General features: G+C 72.8%; 17 protein-coding genes and 1 pseudogene. 9 read left to right on the top strand and 9 right to left on the bottom strand.

Annotated features, from left to right (window positions below):
- Positions 1-61 precede the first annotated feature (61 nt).
- Positions 62-892, bottom strand: a complete 831-nt coding sequence (locus MOTC310_RS20785; protein WP_331303140.1) for a hypothetical protein — start codon at positions 890-892, stop codon at positions 62-64.
- Between the two features lie 53 nt (positions 893-945).
- Positions 946-1,158: a hypothetical protein gene (locus MOTC310_RS20780; RefSeq protein ID WP_331290940.1), complete on the bottom strand. Its 213-nt coding sequence runs from the start codon at positions 1,156-1,158 to the stop codon at positions 946-948.
- Between the two features lie 434 nt (positions 1,159-1,592).
- On the opposite strand from MOTC310_RS20780, the gene MOTC310_RS20775 reads away from it, so the two are divergent.
- Positions 1,593-1,886, top strand: coding sequence for a hypothetical protein (locus MOTC310_RS20775; protein WP_331290939.1), 294 nt, complete (start codon positions 1,593-1,595; stop codon positions 1,884-1,886).
- 46 nt (positions 1,887-1,932) lie between these two features.
- The gene (gshB, locus tag MOTC310_RS20770) at positions 1,933-2,889 is read left to right on the top strand and encodes a glutathione synthase (protein WP_331290937.1); all 957 of its coding nucleotides are present in this window, start codon (positions 1,933-1,935) and stop codon (positions 2,887-2,889) included.
- Between the two features lie 12 nt (positions 2,890-2,901).
- On the opposite strand, the gene MOTC310_RS20765 is transcribed toward gshB, so the two are convergent.
- A complete protein-coding gene (locus tag MOTC310_RS20765; RefSeq protein ID WP_331303139.1) occupies positions 2,902-4,437 on the bottom strand; it encodes a cation:proton antiporter in 1,536 nt (511 codons plus the stop codon).
- A 57-nt stretch (positions 4,438-4,494) separates the two neighbouring features.
- Complete coding sequence (locus tag MOTC310_RS20760; RefSeq protein ID WP_331303138.1) at positions 4,495-5,940, bottom strand: carbohydrate porin; 1,446 nt, start codon at positions 5,938-5,940, stop codon at positions 4,495-4,497.
- 120 nt (positions 5,941-6,060) lie between these two features.
- On the opposite strand from MOTC310_RS20760, the gene MOTC310_RS20755 reads away from it, so the two are divergent.
- Positions 6,061-7,659: a gamma-glutamyltransferase family protein gene (locus MOTC310_RS20755; RefSeq protein ID WP_331303137.1), complete on the top strand. Its 1,599-nt coding sequence runs from the start codon at positions 6,061-6,063 to the stop codon at positions 7,657-7,659.
- Positions 7,660-7,845: 186 nt separating this feature from the next.
- Here the strand turns inward: MOTC310_RS20755 and MOTC310_RS20750 are convergent, their stop codons facing one another.
- The 3 genes from MOTC310_RS20750 to MOTC310_RS20740 form a co-directional block, all read right to left on the bottom strand.
- Positions 7,846-8,703, bottom strand: coding sequence for a class I SAM-dependent methyltransferase (locus MOTC310_RS20750; RefSeq protein ID WP_331303136.1), 858 nt, complete (start codon positions 8,701-8,703; stop codon positions 7,846-7,848).
- Positions 8,704-8,714: 11 nt separating this feature from the next.
- Entirely contained in the window at positions 8,715-9,224 is a 510-nt protein-coding gene (locus MOTC310_RS20745; RefSeq protein WP_012317870.1) for an OsmC family protein, read from the bottom strand.
- A 117-nt stretch (positions 9,225-9,341) separates the two neighbouring features.
- The gene (locus MOTC310_RS20740) at positions 9,342-10,466 is read right to left on the bottom strand and encodes an aminotransferase class I/II-fold pyridoxal phosphate-dependent enzyme (protein ID WP_331303135.1); all 1,125 of its coding nucleotides are present in this window, start codon (positions 10,464-10,466) and stop codon (positions 9,342-9,344) included.
- A gap of 91 nt (positions 10,467-10,557) precedes the next feature.
- Here MOTC310_RS20740 and MOTC310_RS20735 point away from each other — a divergent pair, with 91 nt between their 5' ends.
- The 3 genes from MOTC310_RS20735 to MOTC310_RS20725 all read left to right on the top strand — a co-directional run bounded on the left by MOTC310_RS20735 (position 10,558) and on the right by MOTC310_RS20725 (position 13,058).
- Positions 10,558-11,823 (top strand): adenosylmethionine--8-amino-7-oxononanoate transaminase, encoded by a 1,266-nt coding sequence (locus MOTC310_RS20735; protein ID WP_331303134.1) that lies wholly within the window; start codon positions 10,558-10,560, stop codon positions 11,821-11,823.
- Positions 11,824-11,957: 134 nt separating this feature from the next.
- Complete coding sequence (locus MOTC310_RS20730) at positions 11,958-12,347, top strand: response regulator (protein ID WP_331303133.1); 390 nt, start codon at positions 11,958-11,960, stop codon at positions 12,345-12,347.
- Positions 12,348-12,431: 84 nt separating this feature from the next.
- Positions 12,432-13,058 (top strand): MarR family winged helix-turn-helix transcriptional regulator, encoded by a 627-nt coding sequence (locus tag MOTC310_RS20725; RefSeq protein ID WP_419539940.1) that lies wholly within the window; start codon positions 12,432-12,434, stop codon positions 13,056-13,058.
- Positions 13,059-13,067: 9 nt separating this feature from the next.
- On the opposite strand, the gene zigA is transcribed toward MOTC310_RS20725, so the two are convergent.
- On the bottom strand, positions 13,068-14,288 hold the full coding sequence (gene zigA / locus MOTC310_RS20720; protein WP_331303131.1) for a zinc metallochaperone GTPase ZigA: 1,221 nt from the start codon (positions 14,286-14,288) through the stop codon (positions 13,068-13,070).
- A 185-nt stretch (positions 14,289-14,473) separates the two neighbouring features.
- Between zigA and MOTC310_RS20715 the strand changes: the two genes are divergently transcribed.
- A complete protein-coding gene (locus tag MOTC310_RS20715; RefSeq protein WP_331303130.1) occupies positions 14,474-16,618 on the top strand; it encodes a TonB-dependent receptor in 2,145 nt (714 codons plus the stop codon).
- 12 nt (positions 16,619-16,630) lie between these two features.
- Here MOTC310_RS20715 and MOTC310_RS20710 read toward each other — a convergent pair whose 3' ends face one another.
- Complete coding sequence (locus MOTC310_RS20710; protein ID WP_331303129.1) at positions 16,631-16,909, bottom strand: hypothetical protein; 279 nt, start codon at positions 16,907-16,909, stop codon at positions 16,631-16,633.
- Between the two features lie 81 nt (positions 16,910-16,990).
- Here MOTC310_RS20710 and MOTC310_RS20705 point away from each other — a divergent pair.
- Both MOTC310_RS20705 and MOTC310_RS20700 read left to right on the top strand, forming a co-directional pair.
- A pseudogene (locus tag MOTC310_RS20705) lies at positions 16,991-17,131 on the top strand (isocitrate/isopropylmalate family dehydrogenase); the annotation flags it as partial.
- 467 nt (positions 17,132-17,598) lie between these two features.
- Entirely contained in the window at positions 17,599-17,991 is a 393-nt protein-coding gene (locus MOTC310_RS20700) for a hypothetical protein (RefSeq protein WP_331303128.1), read from the top strand.
- Positions 17,992-18,146 lie beyond the last annotated feature (155 nt).

Raw genomic sequence — 18,146 nt, 5'->3', positions numbered from 1 at the left:
CGGCGATCCGTGAAGCCGGAGCTTCACGCTATGGCGACGTCGGCGAGACCGCCCCGGCCGCTCAGTATTTGACCACCAGCGGCTCCGCCTGCGCGACCGGTGGCGGTGGCGGCAGCGGAACCGGCCCGAGGCCGCATCGGGCCGCAGCATCCGGGGGGAGAAGCGGGTCGAGCAGGTTGCGGCGCGCGGCCAGCATCAGGATGGACCGCTCGGCCGAGACCGATTCCGGCGCCGGCGCGGCGGCGAACAGGTGCTCCAGGGCGAACCGGTAGCGGGCGAGCCGCAGTCCGGCCTCGAAGCGCACCCAGGCGATCAGGCAGCGGTTCTCGGCGACCCGCTGGACGGCATCCCGGACGGCAGCATCGTCGAGGGTCTTGGCGAAGGGCAGGCTGCGCAGTCGCGCGGCATCCGCGTCGATGACGCGGGCGGCCAGCGCCACGAAGATCGGGATCAGCCGAGCATCGGCGGTCGCGTCGTCGCTGAGCTTCCGGTAGCGGGAGACCGGAGAGCGGGACGGCTCCGCCGTCAGGGCCTCGTAATAGGCGCCGACCTCCTCGTAGCGCCATGTCGGTGGCAGCGCGTGGGCGCTAGCGAGGCCGAACACCGTGTCCTGGAAGGCCGCGAAGCTGCTGGCGGGCTCGACGAAGCGCCAAGCGCGGTCGCGCAGGGCCTGCTCGTCGTCGGTGAGGCCGGAATCGAGCAGGAGGCGCCCGCGATCCCGGGTGCTGAAGCTGCCGGTGGTATCGATGAGCCCGTTCCAGACACCCGTGCGCGGCCGGCCGAAATCGCCGCTCTGGGTGCAGGCCGCGAGCAGGGCCAGCGCGGCGGCGGCGGGGGCGAGCCGCGTCGCAGCGCGCGCGCGGTCGAGCGGCAGGCGATCCGGGGCTGACATGGGAGAACCGTCGGCGGTGTCGCGCGGCCGGGGTGACATGCGCGAAGACGTCCTCAGGACGCGAGGCGCTCGTAGCGCACGCCGAGGAACAGGAGGATCTCGCCGCGCCGCTCGTCGGAGCGCGGGATCCGGCAGGTCCGCCGCGCCTCCGCGCCCGGAAACGCGATCAGGGTGGCGGACGCGGTCGGGGCCGCTCTGCGAATCTGATCGGCGGCCGGCTGCGACGAGCGGGTCTCGCAGGTCTCCTGCGGCTTGAAAAGGGTCATGGTCTCCGGCTCCTGTCGGCGGTCCGAGCGTGTGGCCCGGGCCCTTCGGAGGGCGTCGGCAAGGGCTACCGAAACAATCCAGCACGGCGTGGTTAACGGAGTCTTTCCGGCCTCCGGCCGCGAAATGGGCGTCCGGCGGAAGTTGGCGCGTGAATTGCGTGGCGGTCTGCGCCCATGGCGGGCGTTTCCTCCCTCGACTTGAGGCCCTGTCCGATCCCGGACGGGGCCTTCTTATGAGCGGCCGGTCTCCTCGGATGGCGCTGTGCGGCCGGCGTGCCACACCGCGGCGAAGCGTGGCCGCGACGTCCGCACGCGGAACCCGTCGGGACCTCCGACGCTTGCCTACCGCCCGGCCCGACCGATATGCCGGACACGGGCGATGGCGGGACCGCCGCGTCGGTTCTCCGCCCGATCGAGATTGAGGACACCGCTGAATGCGACTGGTTCCGGAACGATCCCTGCGCGCCTCCCGCCGTCGCGGGCTGGCTACTGCGGCGCTGGCGCTGATCGCGCTGACCGCCGGCCCCGCCTATGCCCAACGGGAGGACCAGGGTCTGCAGCTCGGCTGTGCCAACGACTATTTCCGCCTCTGCGCGGGTGTCGACCCGAACAGCCAGGACGCGGATCGCTGCATGATGCGCAACCGCAAGCGCCTGTCGCCGGAGTGCCGGTCCGCGATCGGCGACTACGACAAGCGCACGGGCAGCAAGTCTCTCTCCGACGATTGAGACCGGACCCGGTCGAGTTGCCCGCCGTTGGCGAGGGGCGTTTGGTATGAGCCTGACCGTCGCGGTTCAGATGGACCCGATCCAGAATATCCGGATCGCGGGTGACACCACGTTCGCCCTGCTGCTGGAAGCCCAGCGGCGGGGGCACGCGCTCGTCTACTACACGCCGGACCGGCTCTCGATGCAGGGCCGGCGCGTGACCGCCCGCGTCGAGCGGCTGACCGTGCAGGACGTCGAGGGCGCGCATTTCACCCTGGCGCCGCCGGAACGACTCGACCTCGCCGAGACCGACGTGGTGCTGATGCGCCAGGATCCGCCCTTCGACATGGCCTACATCACGGCCACCCACATGCTCGAGCGGATCCACCCCGAGACTCTCGTGGTCAACGATCCCTTCGAGGTCCGCAACGCGCCCGAGAAGCTGTTCGTCCTCGACTTTCCCGAGCTGATGCCGCCGACCCTGATCAGCCGCGACAAGGCCGAGATCGAGGCATTCCGGCTCGAGCACGGCACCGTGGCGATGAAGCCGCTGCACGGGCACGGCGGCGCGGCCGTGTTCAAGGTCACCGAGAAGGACCCGAATTTCGGCTCGATGTTCGACCTGTTCGCCACGACCTTCCGGGAAGCCTGGGTCGTGCAGCGCTACCTCGACCGGGTCACGGAGGGCGACAAGCGCATCATCCTGGTCGACGGCGTGGCCATGGGGGCGGTCAACCGCGTCCCGGCCGCCAACGACATCCGGTCCAACATGGTCCGCGGCGGCGCCGCCTCCGCCTCGGAACTGACCGACCGCGAGCGCGAGATCTGCGCCACGATCGGTCCGCAACTGGCGCGGCGGGGTCTGATCCTGGTGGGGATCGACGTGATCGACGGCCATCTCACCGAGATCAACGTCACCTCCCCCACCGGCATCCGGGCGATCCAGCGGCTCGGCGGGCCCGACCTGTCGGTCGCCGTCTGGGACGCTATCGAGGCCCGAGTCGCGGCGCGCAAGGGCGTCTGACGGCGCGCGCCCTCACGTCTCCGCGCGCGGCGTCGCGCTGAGTTCGGCCCAGTCGAACTCCTCCTCCAGCAGGTAGTAGGCGTCGTCGCCGATCCGACCCTGGCGGCGCAGGGCGAGCACCGCGTCGCGGGCGGCCTCGACGGCGCGCCGCCGCGCGGCATCCGCCGGCAGGCTCTCCGGCGCCAGGCCCTCGTCGTGCGCCTCGGCCTCGGCGAGGGCCGCGCGGAACTCGGCGCGCAGGGCGTCGGTCGCCGGCTCGTCCTCGGCGTCGGCGAGGCTCTCGAGAGCGGCCTCGTAGGCGGCCGCGCGGGCCCAGCCCGTCTCGCGGCCCACCGGGTCGTCGTCCTCCAGACGCAGGTGGGCGAGCAGCGGCCGCAGGGTCAGGCCCTGGACGATCAGGGTGCCGAGCACCGTGACGAAGGCGGTCACCACCACGAGGTCACGGTACGGGAACTGGGCGGGCAGCGCCAGGGCGGCCGCCACGGTGACGATCCCGCGCATGCCCGCCCAGGACAGGGCGAGGCCCGGTCCCAGCCGCGCCGGGGCACCGGCTTGCCGGAGGCCGAACCCGCGGATCCCGGTGGTCGGCAGCACCCAGGCGAGGCGCGTCAGAACCACGGTGGCGAAGGTCGCGCCCGCGAGGATCAGGGCCTGCCACGCGTCCGCGCCGCTCAGCCGCTCCCGGATCGGGTCGATCTGGATGCCGATGAGCACGAAGGCCAGGACGTTGAGCACGAACACCGCCGTGTCCCAGACCGCGTAGGAGATCACCCGGGCCCGGGGTGCGGTGATGCCCGGCGCCCAGCGGGCGACCGTCACCGCGAAGGTCACGATGGTCAGGACCCCCGACAGCTCCAGCCTTTCCGCGGCGAGCCAGATCCCGAAAGCCGCGACGAACTGCATCACGATCGCGCTCGCCGGGTCGGTCACGCGCCGGGTCACGGCCACGAACAGCAGGCCGAGGCAGGGGCCGACGACGAGGCTCGCCACGACGCCCAGGAGGAACGCGGGCGCCACCTCCGCGGGGTGGAAGGTGCCGGCCATCGCGGCCGTCACGCCGAGCCGGTAGATCAGCAGCGAGGCCGCGTCGTTGAGCAGGCTCTCGCCGCGCAGGATCGTGGCGAGCCGGTGCGGCATCGGCGCGTGCTTGAGCACCGCCAGCGCCGCCACGGCGTCGGGCGGGGCGACCACGGCGCCGAGCACGATGCAGGCGGAGAGCGGCATGTCCGGCACGACGAGCCGCGCCACGACCGCGACCGCGAGCGTCGTCACCGCGACGGCCCCGACGGCGAGCCCGAAAACCGGGCGCCAGTTCTCCTTCAGGTCCCGCACGGAGGCGTCGAACCCGGCGTCGAGCAGGACCGGGGCTAGGAACAGGGCGAGCGCCAGTTCGGGATCGAGCCGCAGGTTCGGGACGCCGGGGACGAAGGCGAGGCCGACGCCGCCCAGCGCCAGGAAGGCGGGATACGGCGCCCCGAGCCGGCGCGCGACGCCGGCCAGGAGGACGGCGCCGAACAGGACGCCGACGACCCACTCGAAAATCAACATGCTGCTGAAAGAGGCTGGGCCCCGGGAGCGTTCCGGGTGCCGCGGTCGCAGGCCGGCTCAGTACTGCACGGTCGCGCGCAGGCCGAGCACCGCCGCGTTGCGCAGCCGGCGGCCGTCCGGACCGGCGATACCGGCGCCCGGCCGGATGACGTACTGCGCGTCGGGCTGCACCGTGAAGCCCGGCACGACCACCGCCTGATAGGTCGCCTCGATCACCGCCTCGGCGCGGCGGCGCGGCATCGGCAGGCCCGTGTAGAGGATCGTGTCCCGGTCGGCCCGCTGCGCGTCGTCGCCGATTCGGGCGTAGGCGAAGCTGAGGCCGGCCGTGTCGTCGTCGCGCCCGTCGAACAGGCCCTTGTAGGCGAGGCCGGTATCCACGTAGGCGTCGATCAGGCTGGAGCGGGTGGGCGACCACGCGGCGCGCACGAAGAAGCCGAGGCCCTCGTCGTCCTTGCCGGATTCCCGGTAGAGGGTCTGGTCGTAGATCGCGTAGAGGCCGGCATTGCCGCGGACCGGCCGGCCGATCCCGGTGGCGTTCGGGTCGGCGCGCGGCACGCCGGTGATGTCGAAGCGCAGGCTGTCGAACCGGCCGAAATGCTGCCAGCCGCCCAGGGTGATGTCGCCGGGCAGGCCCTTGGATCCGGGGGCGATGTTGTACGCGTAGGTCGCCTCGGCGATGACGAGGGCCGGATCGCGCAGGCGGAAATTCGTACCCGTGCGGTCGAGACGCTGCGCCTCCGGATCGTCGCCCGGGCGGTTGGCACCCGCCGGATCGCCATCGTAGAGCCCGACCTGCAGGGAGAAGCCGTTGCCCGGAACGTACTTGGCCCGGATCGCAGGCGCCGCGAGCGGGTAGGCCGGGCCCCCGCTCGGCAGGTCGAGCCCGGTGATGGCCGGCCAGCCGAAGGTGGAGTTCACGAACAGGGTCGCGGTCTGGCTGACGAAGAACTCGGTATCGGCGGCCTGCTGGCCGATCCGGATCCCGAGCTTTCCGTCCATCAGGCTCTGGTCGAGCCAGAGCACGTAGAGGCGGCTCGAGGGCAGCGCCTCGATGACGCTCGTGGTCAGCAGATTGCCGACATAGTAGCGCGACAGGCCCGTGCCGTGGATGAAGTAGGCGTTGGCGTGGACCGTCGCCCCCTGCCAGCCCGCGAGCCGGTCGAGGTCGAGGTTGAGGCGCAGGTTGAGGCGATCCTCGACGATCGCGCCCCGGCGGAGGCCGCCGACCGGATTGCCGAGGACGTCGACGATGTAGGTGAGGCTGTACTCGATGCCCCGCGCCTTCAGAGCCGGGCGGATCGCCAGCGGGTCGCCGAGCGGTCCGAGAGACGGCTCCACCGACCGGACATAACCGCCGGAGGCCTGGCTGGTCGTCTCCGGCTGTGAGACCGAGATGCGGGGATCGGCGCCCGCTCCCTCGAGGACCGACGGGACATGTTGCTGAGCCGCGGCAGGCAAGACCGACAGGCCGAGGGCGAACCAGGGTGTGAGCTTCGGGACCATGGGCCGCTTCTGGGCGACAGCGCGCGCGCAGCATAGCACGGCGTACCGCTTGTACACGGCCGGCCTTTGCAGGAGGCACCGGCTCGCCTAACCCTGCGGCCGTACAGCACAGGACCGTCGATGCCCGAGACTCCCGTCTTCACGTCCGCCGCCGTCGCCGCGCCCCACAGCCTCACCGCCCGGGCCGGCCAGACCGTCCTGGCGCAGGGCGGCAACGCCATCGAGGCGATGGTGGCGATGGCCGCCTCCATCGCGGTGGTCTACCCGCACATGAACGGCATCGGCGGCGACGGCTTCTGGCTGGTGCGCGAGCGCGGCGGCCGCGTGCGCGGCATCGAGGCCTGCGGTCCGGCCGGGCGCCTCGCCACGATCCCGCGCTACCGGGAGAAGGGCTACGACGCGATCCCGGCCCGCGGCCCCGACGCGATGGTGACGGTCGCGGGGGCCGTGGGCGGCTGGCGCCTCGCCCTCGAGCTGGCGCGGGCGCTCGGCGGCCGCCTCCCGCTGGAGACCCTGCTCGCCGACGCGATCGCGCAGGCGCGGGCCGGCGTCCCGGTCTCGCCCTCGGAGGCGCGCTACGTGCCCCAGGAACTCGACACCCTCCACGACGCCCCGAATTTTTCCGCCACCTTCCTGAAGGACGGGAAGCCCTACCCGGCCGGCGAATCCCGCGCCCTGCCCCGGCTGGCCGCCACGCTCGAACAGCTCGCCCATGCGGGCCTCGGCGACTTCTATCGCGGCGATATCGGGCGGGAGATCGCCGCCGACCTGGAGCGCCTCGGCGCCCCGGTGACCCGGGCGGATCTGGAATCCTTCGCGGCGGTCGAGCGGGCGCCCCTGTCGATCCGCCGCCGCGACGCGACGCTGTACAACTTCCCGCCGCCGACCCAGGGGCTCGCGGCGCTCCTGATCCTCGGGATCTTCGACCGGTTGAACATCGCCGAGCCCGAGAGCACGGGACATTACCACGGGCTGATCGAGGCGACGAAGCGGGCCTTCGCGATCCGCGACCGGGTGGTGACCGACTTCGCCCGCCTGCGGCACGACCCGGCCGCCTTCCTCGCGCCCGACCGGCTCGCCCGCGAGGCCGCGCTCGTCGACATGGGCCGCGCCGCCCGGGTGCCCCTGCCGGATCCGGGCCACGGCGACACGGTCTGGATGGGCGCGATCGACAAGGACGGCCTCGCCGTCTCCTACATCCAGTCGGTCTACTGGGAGTACGGCTCCGGGACGGTCCTGCCCGCCACCGGCATCTGCTGGCAGAACCGGGGCATGTCGTTCGCCCTCGACCCGAAGGCCGTGAACCCCCTGGAGCCGGGCCGGCGCCCCTTCCACACGCTGATCCCGGCGCTCGCCGCCTTCGACGACGGCCGGGTGATGAGCTACGGCAGCATGGGCGGCGACGGGCAGCCGCAGTTCCAGGCCCAGATCTTCACCCGCTACGCCGATTACGGGATGTCGGTGGCGGACGCGGTCGACGCGCCGCGCCTGCTCTACGGGCGCACCTGGGGGGCGCCCTCGCTCAGCGTGAAGGTCGAGGACCGGTTCGATCCGGCCCGCATCGCGGCCCTCGGCCGCCTCGGCCACGAGATCGAGGAGCTCGGCGGCCCCTACATCGACTCGCTCGGGCACGCGGGCATGCTGGTCCGCCATCCCCGGAACGGGCGGATCGAGGCGACCCACGACCCGCGCTCGGACGGCGGCGCCCTGGGCCTCTGATACCGCCTCCGATCGACCTCTTCGGCGGCTGTCACGCCGTTCGTCATCACGCGCGCAGTGAAGTGACCCAGGACAGCGGGACGTCCGGGATCGCAGCGCTGGCTGGATCGCTTCGCGCCGCCCGCGAAGACGGTGTCACCGAAGCGACGGCCGAGAACCGCCCTCGCCGCGACAGCGGCGCAGAACCTATCCCGCCTGGACGAGCCAGCAGGCGGCGCGCAGGCGTACGGCGCCGCCCGCCGCGTGCCGCCGCAGGGCCTCCGCGACTGCCGCCTCGGCGCGCGCCCGGAGATCCGGTGCTGCCTCGCGGACGAGGTGGGAGCTCGGGCCGAGGTTCAGTGAGACGTGGGTGGCGGCCGCGATGGCCGCCGCGTCGGTCTCGCCCTGGCCGATGACGATGTCCCGGTCGAGGGCGTCGCAGGTCACGCTGTCGAACCCGGTGCCGCGCAGGAGCGTGACGAGCGGGTCGGCCTCGGCGAAGCGGAACGGCCCCGGCGCGTCGGGCTGCGGCGGCGGCGGCACTTCCGGCAGGAGCGGCAGCACCGCGTCGCGCGGCACGCGCACCCACGCATTCTCCGAGAGGACCCGCCAGCACAGGAAGGTCATCCGGCCGCCCGGCCGGAGCATCCGGCGCACGTTGGCGAAGGCGCGGGCGGAATCCGGGAAGAACATCACGCCGAACCGCGACACGACCTGGTCGAACCGGCCGAGATCGGCCGCCTCGACATCCGCCTCGACGAACCGGATCGGGGCGGCCCCGGGCGGCTCCGCCTCGGCGCGATCCCGCCCCACGGCGAGGAGCGGCGCCGAGATGTCGGCGCCCGTCACGCCGCCGCCGGGCCCGACCCGGCGCGCCGCCTCCAGGGTCGTGGCGCCCGCGCCGCAGCCGATGTCGAGCACCGTCTTGCCCGGAACGAGCGGCGCGCGGGCGAAGAGCGCCTCGGTCAGCGGGACGAACATCGCGTCGAGAACGGCCTGATTGCGCGCCCAGCGCGTCCCGACCTCGCCGTTCCAGTACTCGGCCTGGGTGATGCCGCCCGCCATGGTGCCCTCCGTCAGGCGGTCGTCGCAGCGACCGACAGTTCCGGCTTGTGGTTGAGGGTCTGGAAGACCACGCAGTAGCGCTCGGTCAGCTTCAGGAGCTGGGCGAGCTTGTCCTCCGGCGCGTCGGTGTCGAGCTCGAAGAACAGGCGGATGCTCCGGAAGCCCACCGGCGCCTCCTTGTCGACCCCGAGGGTGCCGCGGAAATCGAGGTCGCCCTCGGCGCTGACCGTGCCGGCGCGCAGCGGGATCTCCAGGGCTGTCGCCACCGCCTTGAGCGTCACGCCCGCGCAGGCGACCAGCGCCTCCAGCAGCATGTCGCCCGAGCACAGCTCCGCGCCCGAGCCGCCCGTTGCCGGATGCAGCCCGGCCTCCGCGATGGCGCGGCCCGTCTCGACCTTGCAGGCGATCTTGGTGTCGTCCAGCGTGCCCCTGGCCTTCAAGGTGATGACCGCCGCGTCCGGCGCGGTGCGGTACTTGTCCTTGATCGGAGCCTGGAGGGCTCGCAGCGCGGTGGCGTCCATGGCGTCGTCCTCTCGATCCCGGATCCTGGCCCGCTTCTCGGCGGCGGGCCGGCCGGAGCGCTCCGGCTCCGTCAGGGCCTCGGTATAGGTGCGCGCCGCGCGGACGGGAAGCGGCTCTCAGGCGCGCCCGGTGAGGGCGGCCACCGCCTCCGCGAGGGCGTCGACCTGGACCTCGTCGTGGGCGGCCGAGAAGGCCACGCGCAGCCGCGCGGTCCCGGCCGGCACGGTCGGCGGCCGGATCGCCACCACCAGGAAGCCGGAGGCCTCCAGCGCGGCCGAGATGTCGAGCGCCGCCTGCGCCTCGCCGACCAGGACCGGCACGACCGCGCTCTCGGCCTCCGGGAGGCCCAGGCGGGCGGTGAAGCGCCGGGCCAGGGCGAGCGGCCGGGCCCGGCGGTCGGGCTCCGCCTCCAGGATCGCCAGCGCCTCCAGGGCGGCGGCGGCCGAGGCCGGGGGCAGGCCGGTCGTGTAGACGAAGCTGCGGGCGCGACTGGTCATCAGGTCGACGACCGGGCGCGAGGCGCAGAGATAGCCGCCGTACGAGCCGAGCGCCTTCGACAGGGTACCCATCTCCAGAGGCGCGCGCGGTCCGTCCTCGACCACGCCGATGCCGTGGGCATCGTCCACCAGCGTCCAGGCGTCGAAGGATTCGGCGACGCGCAGGATGTCGCCGAGCGGCGCCCGGTCACCGTCCATGCTGAACACCCGCTCGGTGAGCACGAGGGCGCGCCCGTGGTGCGGCCGGTGCTCGGCGAGCCGCGCCGCGAGGTCGCCGGGATCGTTGTGGCGGAAGGTCAGGACCCGCGCGCCCGAGAGCCGCGCGCCGGCCCACATGCAGGCGTGGGACAGCTCGTCCAGCAGGACGAGGTCGCCCCGCCCGGCGAGGGCCGGGGTGATGCCGAGATTGGCGAGGTAGCCGCTGCCGAAGACCAGGGCGGCCTCCGTGCCCTTGTGCCGGGCGAGGCCTGCCTCCAGCGCGCCGAGATACGGGTGATCGCCGGTCACGAGCCGCGACCCGCCCGCCCCCGCGCCGTGGGACGCCACGGCCGCCTGAGCCGCCGCGATCACCCGCGGGTGGTGCGAGAGGCCGAGGTAATCGTTGCACGAGAAGGAGATGAGCGCCCGCCCCAGCCGCGCCGCCGCGGCGCCGGCGCCGCGCTCCGTCGGCACCAGCTTGCGGCGCAGGCTGCCGGAATCGAGGGCGTCGAGTTTCCCGGTGGCGAAGGCGTCGAGGCTGTCCATGGGGACGGGGATGGGCGGTGCCGCGCCGGCAAAGTCAAGCGGCGGTTGCCGGACCCTTGACCCCCGTCCGAGGCCCCACCATGCCGGAGGCATGACCCTCGCAACGCCCGCAGGCCATCTCTGGCGGCCCTACACGCAGATGCGCCGCGCGGCGCCGCCCCTGGAGGCGGTCGCGACCCACGGCACCCGCATCCGCCTCGCCGACGGCCGCGAGCTCGTGGACGGCATCGCCTCCTGGTGGACGGCTGTTCACGGCTACAATCACCCGCACATAGCGGGCACGGTGGCCGAGCAGCTCGCGCGCATGCCGCACGTGATGTTCGGCGGCCTCACCCACGCCCCGGCGGAGACGCTGGCCCGGCGGCTCGCCGCCCTGCTGCCGGGCGATCTCGACCACGTCTTCCTGAGCGATTCGGGCTCGGTCGCCGTCGAGGTCGCGCTCAAGATGGCGGCGCAGATGTGGATCAACCGTGGGGTCAGCGGTCGGACGAAGGTCCTGGCGTTCCGCGGCGGCTACCACGGCGACACGATGGGGGCGATGTCGGTCTGCGACCCCGAGGAGGGCATGCACCGCCGCTTCGGTGCCTACCTGCCGAGCCAGATCTTCTGCGACCTGCCGCGGAGCGCCGCCGAGACCGCGGCGCTCGACGCGGCCCTCGCGGCCCATCGCGACACCCTGGCGGCGGTGATCGTCGAGCCGCTGGTGCAGGGGGCCGGCGGGATGCGGACGCACCCGCCGGAGGTGCTGGCGACGGTCGCCGGCCTGGCGCGCCGCCACGGGCTGCCGCTCATCGCCGACGAGATCTTCACCGGCTTCGGGCGCACCGGCACCCTGTTCGCCTGCGAGCAGGCGGGAATCGTGCCCGACATCCTGTGCCTGTCGAAGGCGCTCACGGGCGGCACGATGGCGCTCGCCGCCACGATTGCCCGCACGGAGGTGTTCGCGGCGTTCTGGTCCGAGGATCCGGCGGCGGCGCTGATGCACGGCCCGACCTTCATGGCCAATCCCCTCGCCTGCGCGGCGGCCAATGCGAGCCTCGACCTGTTCGAGACCGAGCCGCGCCTGTCCCAGGCCCGCGCCATCGCGGAGCGCCTCGCCGCGGGGCTGGAGCCTCTGTGGCGGGTGCCCGGCGTGGCCGATGTCCGGGTCCTCGGGGCCATCGGCGCGGTCCAGTTCGCGCGGGCGCCCGATCTGGCCGTCCTGAAGGCGGCCCTGCTCGCCCGCGGCGTCTGGGTGCGGCCCTTCGGCGATATCGTCTACCTCACCCCGGCCCTCACGATCGATGCGGCGGATCTCGACCGGCTGATCGAGGCCGTCGCCGGGGTGGTGACCGAGCTGGCCCCGTCATCGCCGTGACGCCCGCGCGCACCACTTTCCCGTGACGAGCCCCCGTGTCGGCCTGCAACCCGGGACCGTTTCTGCCGTTGGGCCTACGGCTGGAGATGCGTGCGGCGGCCCGCGCGGCCGGGTGCTGCCGGAGGGAGTACACAGTGGCGAGCGAGCAGACGGGTTCGAGCGGCGATCGGCCGGTAATCCTCCTCGTCGAGGACGAGGCGCTGACGATCATGGACCTCGGGGACGTGCTGGAGGAAGGCGGCTACGACACCGTTCAGTGCGCCTCGGCCGAGCGGGCGCTGAGCATCTTGCAGGCGCGCCCGGACATTTGCGGGCTGGTCACGGACGTGCAGCTCTCGGGCAAGACGGACGGTTTCGACCTCGCGAGTTCCGTGGCCGAGGCGCGGCCGCAATTGCCGATCCTGATCGTGTCCGGGCGCGCGTCCCCCGACCCGGCCCGCATGCCCAAGCACGCCGAGTTCATCGCCCGTCCCTGCACCGGCGAGGACATCCTGGACCGGCTCGAGCGTCTCATGCACTGCTGAGCGGTCGTCCGCGCGAGCCCCGTCATCGCACCGTCACCGGTCGTCGCCACAGGGACCGGGGCGGCCGCTTGATGGGGGTGGACGGTGCAGGTTCAGGATCGTCCGGCGGCCGCCGGCACTAATTCGGGCGCTCCGGTGGGCGACAAGCAGAAGCGCGATCATCAGGACGAGGCGACCGCCGTGCTCGGCCTCCCGTCCAAGAAGCTGCGGCCACCCGGCGTGCGCAGCGTCGGCTGGGCCCTGGTCCAGGCGGCGCGCCTGCACCGGGCGCGGACCGGCGACCGCTTGGCCAAGCTCGGCCTGTTCGCTGGGCAGGAGCAGGTGGTGCAGGCACTGGCCGCGGCCGGTACGATGACGATGGGCGATCTCGCCGCGCTGCTGCGCGTCCGGCCGCCCACCGCCTCCAAGACCGTCACGCGGCTCGCCGCCCTCGGCATCGTCGAGCGCCGGGCCGAATCGGGCGATGGCCGCGTGGTCCGGGTCCAGCTCACGGAGGCCGGCCGGGCCAAGGCCGAGGCCATCGAGCGGATCCAGGAAGAGGTCGAGGCCGAGCTGCTCGACCACCTCGACAAGACCGATCGCCGCCGCCTCCGGAAGCTCCTGCGGAAGGCGGCGCGCGGTCTCGCCGAGGCGGCCGGCGCCTCCGGTCAGGCGACCGAGGCGGATTCCGAGATCGAGGCCGAGGACGAGGCCGAGGCGGTGGCGACCTGACCGCCGGCCTCAGGCCGCGCGCCGCCACGCCGGGAACGGGTCCGGCAGGCCGCGATAGGGTGCCGGATCGAACGGCTCTTGGTCCGCGCCTGTCTCGATCAGGCAGGCGTCCAGCGCCGCCGTGAGCGCCGCCACGTCCATGCCGGTGCCGATGAAGACCAGCTCCTGGCGGCGGTCGCCCCAGACCTCGCTCCAGACGTCCTGAAGGCGCGCCCGGAACTCGGGCGCCTCCGGCCAGCGCCGCCGCGGCACGGCCGACCACCAGAACCCCATCGCCGAGACCCGGGCCACGGCGCCCGCCAGGGAGAACTCGCCGACCCAGTCCGGCCGCGTCGCGAGCCAGAAGTGGCCCTTCGCGCGGATCAGGCCCGGCCACGTGGCGTTGACGAAGGCGTTGAAGCGCTCCGGGTCGAAGGGCCGCCGGGCCCGGTAGACGAAGGAGGCGATGCCGTACTCCTCGGTCTCCGGCACGTGCGCGTGGGCGCCGTAGAGTTCCTTGAACCAGAGCGGGTGCTGCTGGGCCTTCTCCTCGTCGAACAGGCCGGTATCGAGGATCGCGGCGAGCGGCGCGCGCCCGTGATCGGTCTCGAGGATGCGGGCGTCGGCGTTCAGGCCGCGCACGACGGAGCGGACCAGCGCGAGATGCTCGGCGGAGACGTCGTGCGCCTTGTTGATCACCACCACGTCGGCGAACTCGATCTGCTCCACGAGCAGGTCCACGAGCGTGCGCGTGTCCTCGGCGCCGGCGGTCTCGCCGCGCTCGCGCAGGAAGGCGGCCGAGCCGTAATCCTTCAGCAGGTTCACCGCGTCGACCACCGTGACCATCGTGTCGAGCCGGGCGAGATCCGACAGGGAGCGGCCGGCCTCGTCGCGGAACGAGAAGGTCGAGGCGACCGGCAGCGGCTCGGCGATGCCGGTCCCCTCGATCAGCAGGTAGTCGAACCGCCCCGTCTCCGACAGCCGCCGCACCTCCGCGAGCAGGTCGTCGCGCAGGGTGCAGCAGATGCAGCCGTTGGTCATCTCGACCAGCGTCTCGTCGGTCCGGGACAGGTCGGCGCCCCCGGCGCGGACCAGATCCGCGTCGATGTTCACCTCGCTCATGTCGTTGACGATCACCGCGACGCGGCGGCCGTCGCGATTGGTGAGCACGTGATTGAGCAGGGTCGTCTTCCCGGCCCCGAGGAAGCCGGACAGGACGGTGACGGGAAGGCGGGTGTCGCGCTGGGTCATGACGCGATCAAAATGTTATAACGTTTCGAAGTCAACCGGCGTCGTGAGCTTGTGCAGGCGCGCCGACCGGATCGCTGTTGCAACGATGTAACGTTTCTCCACCGTGTCGGACACCGGCGGGATTAACGCTTGCACCGGACCGGGGCACCGCAACAATGAAACGATATAACACTGTGTGAGTCTCGATGCTTCCCTCGCGCCGCTTCGGCTTCCTCGCCAGCACGGTCCTGTCCTCGACCGTCTGCGCCGGCCTCCTCACGCCCTCCGCCGCGCGGGCGCAGCAGGCCGTCGCCCTCGACGAGATCAGCGTCACCAGCCCGAGCCCGATCCAGCCGTCGCGCGGCGCGGTCGCGGCGGATGCGGCGGTGCCGATCGGCGTCCTGCCGGTGGCGACCAACACGTTCTCGCCGGTCACCGTGGTGACCCAGGACCAGATCGCGCGCGACCAGCCGCGGACGCTGGGGGACGCCCTGTTCGACCGGCCGGGCATCTCGGGCACGACCTACGCGCCGGGCGCGGCGTCCCGGCCGATCATCCGCGGCCTCGACAATGCGCGGGTGCGGATCCAGGAGAACGGCATCGTCAACGGCGGCGTGTCCGACCTCGGCGAGGACCACGCCGTGCCGGTCAACCCGCTGGTCTCCGACCGGATCGAGGTGATCCGCGGTCCCGCGACCCTGCGCTACGGCTCGGGGGCCATCGGCGGCGTCGTCTCGGCCGACAACAACCGGGTGCCGACCTTCATCCCGGCGAACGGGGTGCAGGGCCAGGTCACCAGCGGCTTCTCCAGCGTGGATAACGGCCGGCTCGGGGCCGCCACGGTGGATGCCGGCGGCGACGGCATCGCGGTCCACGCCGACGGCTTCAAGACCGCCAACGACAGCTACGCGATCCCCGGCGGGATCCAGCGCAACTCCTACAACGAGTCGCAGGGCGGCGCGGTCGGCATCTCGGCGATCGGCGACCGGGGCTTCGTGGGTATCTCGTTCAGCCACTACGACGCGGTCTACGCGATCCCCGGCGGCGTGGCCGAGCAGGACCGGACCCGCCTGACCCCCAACCAGGACCGGGTCCTGTCGCGGGGCGAGTACCGCCCGCTCGACGGGCCCTTCGAGGTGATCCGCTACTGGGCGGGCTACTCGGTCTACCGCCACAACGAGGTCGGGATCGGCGACGATGGGATCGAGGGCGTCCAGGCGATCTTCAAGAACCGCGAGGCCGAAGGCCGCCTGGAACTCCAGCACGTCCCGGTCATCACCGAGTTCGGAAAACTCACCGGCGCGCTCGGCTTCCAGTCGGACCGGCGCGTGATCAACACGCAGCTCGAATCGTTCCTGCCGAAGACGGAGTCGCGCGCGAACGCGGTCTACCTGTTCGAGGAGCTGGAGCTGCGCCCGGGCACGCGGCTGCAGGCGGCCGGGCGCTACGAGGTCGACCGGCTGTCGAGCACGGCGGCGCAGTTCCCCGCCGACTACGTGCCGGTCGACGGCCAGGAGCCGTTCCAGTACGCGCGGACCCGGCGCTTCGCCCCGAAGAGCGCCAGCATCGGCGCCCTGCAGGACCTGCCCTACGGGTTCGTGGCGAGCCTCACCGGCTCCTACGTCGAGCGCGGGCCCACGGGCTACGAGCTGTTCTCGCAGGGCCCGCACGACGCCACCGCGACCTTCGAGATCGGCAACCCGAACCTCAAGAAGGAGCGCGCCCGGACCGTCGAGGCCAGCATCCGGCGGGCCGAGGGGCCGTTCCGTCTCGACGCCACCGGCTACTTCACCCGCTATACCGGCTTCATCTACCGGAACTACACGGGCCTGACCTGCGACGACGACTTCGCGTCCTGCGGCGTCGGCACCGACAACCGGCAGATCGTCTACCAGCAGCAGAACGCGACCTTCTACGGCGCCGAGATCATCGGCCAGTACGACCTCGTGCCGGTGGGCAACGGCTTCGCCGGCGTCGAGGCGCAGTTCGACTTCGTCCGCGCCCAGTTCGACAACGGCGCGAACGTGCCGCGCATCCCGCCCTACCGGGTCGGCGGCGGCGTCTACCTGCGGGCCGACGGCTGGTTCGCGCGGGTGAACCTGCTCCACGCCTTCAGCCACGACGCCACGGCCGTGTACGAGACGCCGACCCCCGGCTACGACGACCTGCGCGCCGAGCTGAGCTACACCAAGGCCGTCGATCCCGCGGTCTACGGGGCGAGCGCGATCACCCTCGGCGTCCAGGGCCGCAACCTCCTGAACGACGACATCCGCAACTCGACCTCGTTCAAGAAGGACGAGATCCTGCTGCCGGGGCGCAACGTGCGGCTGTTCCTGACGGCGCGGTTCTGAGCGCCGCGTCGGTCATCGAGGTTTCTGAGCCGGCAGGCCGCGGCGCAGCCTGCGCCCGCCCGCGACGATCCCCGTCACGGCGATCCCGGCCGCCAGGAGGTTCAGGATCCACTGGGCCGCGTCGTGGAGCGGGCGGCTGCCGGTGAGCCCGGGCAGGTCGAGGCGGTGCGCCGCGTCGAACAGCCAGCGATTGATCCGGCCCGCGCGATCCAGGCGCTGGAGGATGGTCCCGTCCCGGGGATCGACGTGGAGCCAGGTGGCGTCCGGGTCGCCGAACCGCAGGCGCAGCACCGGCAGCGGGCGCGGATCGGACCCGTGCGGGTACCAGTAGAGATCGTAGGCACGCAGGCGCTCCGCCGTCCGCAACCCGCCGCCGGGCAGGGGATCGCCAACCCGATCGGCCAGATCTGGTCGGGCGCGATGATGCTGGAGCATCTCGGCGAGCACGCGGCGGCGGCCGAGATCGTCGGCGGGATCGAGCGGGTGCTGTCCGAGCGGACGCTGCNGTCGAGGGCCGCGCCGTCATCCGCGCGGCGCGCTGGGCCTTCGGCCGGACTGCCGGCGACGACCCACCACGATCCGCCGATGGCGGCGAAGCGCAGCGCCCGCGTCCCGGGCCCGGCGAAGCCGCGCAGGGCCTCGGCGGTGAGGCCGAGGGCCTGAGGCTGCCCGGCATAGGCGGCGCGGAGGGTGGCGGGCGCGGCGCTCGACGAGAACCAGCGGTTCGGGTTCATCGAGATCCAGCCGCTGAGGATGAAGGTGCTGAGCCCGATCCCGCCGACGAGGCCGAACAGGTGGTGCCAGCGGCCGAGCCCGCGATAGGGCGTGACCGCCCCGCCTGCGTACCGCCGCCGGAGGCGCAGGCGCCAGATTCCGATCGCCAGCCCGCTCAGTGCCCCCAGGGCGGCGAAGCCCGACAGCCAGAGCAGGACCGCCCGCCACAGCTCCGGCCGGGCGCGCAGCGGCGTGAGGTAGATCCAGTGCGCGACGGCGCCGACCCAGTTCCAGCCCCGCTCGGACCGTGTCGTGTCGAGGACGATCTCGCCGGTGACCTGCGAGACGTAGAGCTCGGTCCCCGCCGGGTCGCCGAGGGCGACCTTCAGGAATGGGCGGAGCGGGTCGTACCGGGCCGTGACGGTCCACTGGTCGCGGTCGACCGGCTCGACCCGCGCATCCGGAGCCCCCTCGGCCGCGAGACGCCGCGCGTCCTCGGGCGTCGGCGGGCCGAGCCGCGCGCCGGTCCGCGCCGAGACCGTGGCCCGGGCGCCGTCGCGGTCGGCAATCCGGTAGACGGGCTCGCCGCCCCGCATCTCCAGGCCGAAGGCGGCCGGCACGCCGCCGAGGTCGCCGGCGCGAAGAGCGTCATCCGGTGAGACCATGACCTGGTCCCAGGCGATCGGGCCGAGCCGTGACAGGCGCTCGGCGTCGGTGAGTGCCGGGAACGGCACGTAGAGCATCACCAGCCCCGATCCGATCCACAGGGCGAAGAACAGCCCCGCGGAGATCCCGGCCCAGCGGTGGAACAGGA

The sequence above is a fragment of the Methylobacterium oryzae genome (assembly GCF_036441375.1).
Taxonomy (GTDB): Bacteria; Pseudomonadota; Alphaproteobacteria; order Rhizobiales; family Beijerinckiaceae; genus Methylobacterium; species Methylobacterium oryzae_A.
Note: the sequence above shows the minus strand (reverse complement) of the source record. Positions and strands in the feature narration are given on the sequence as shown.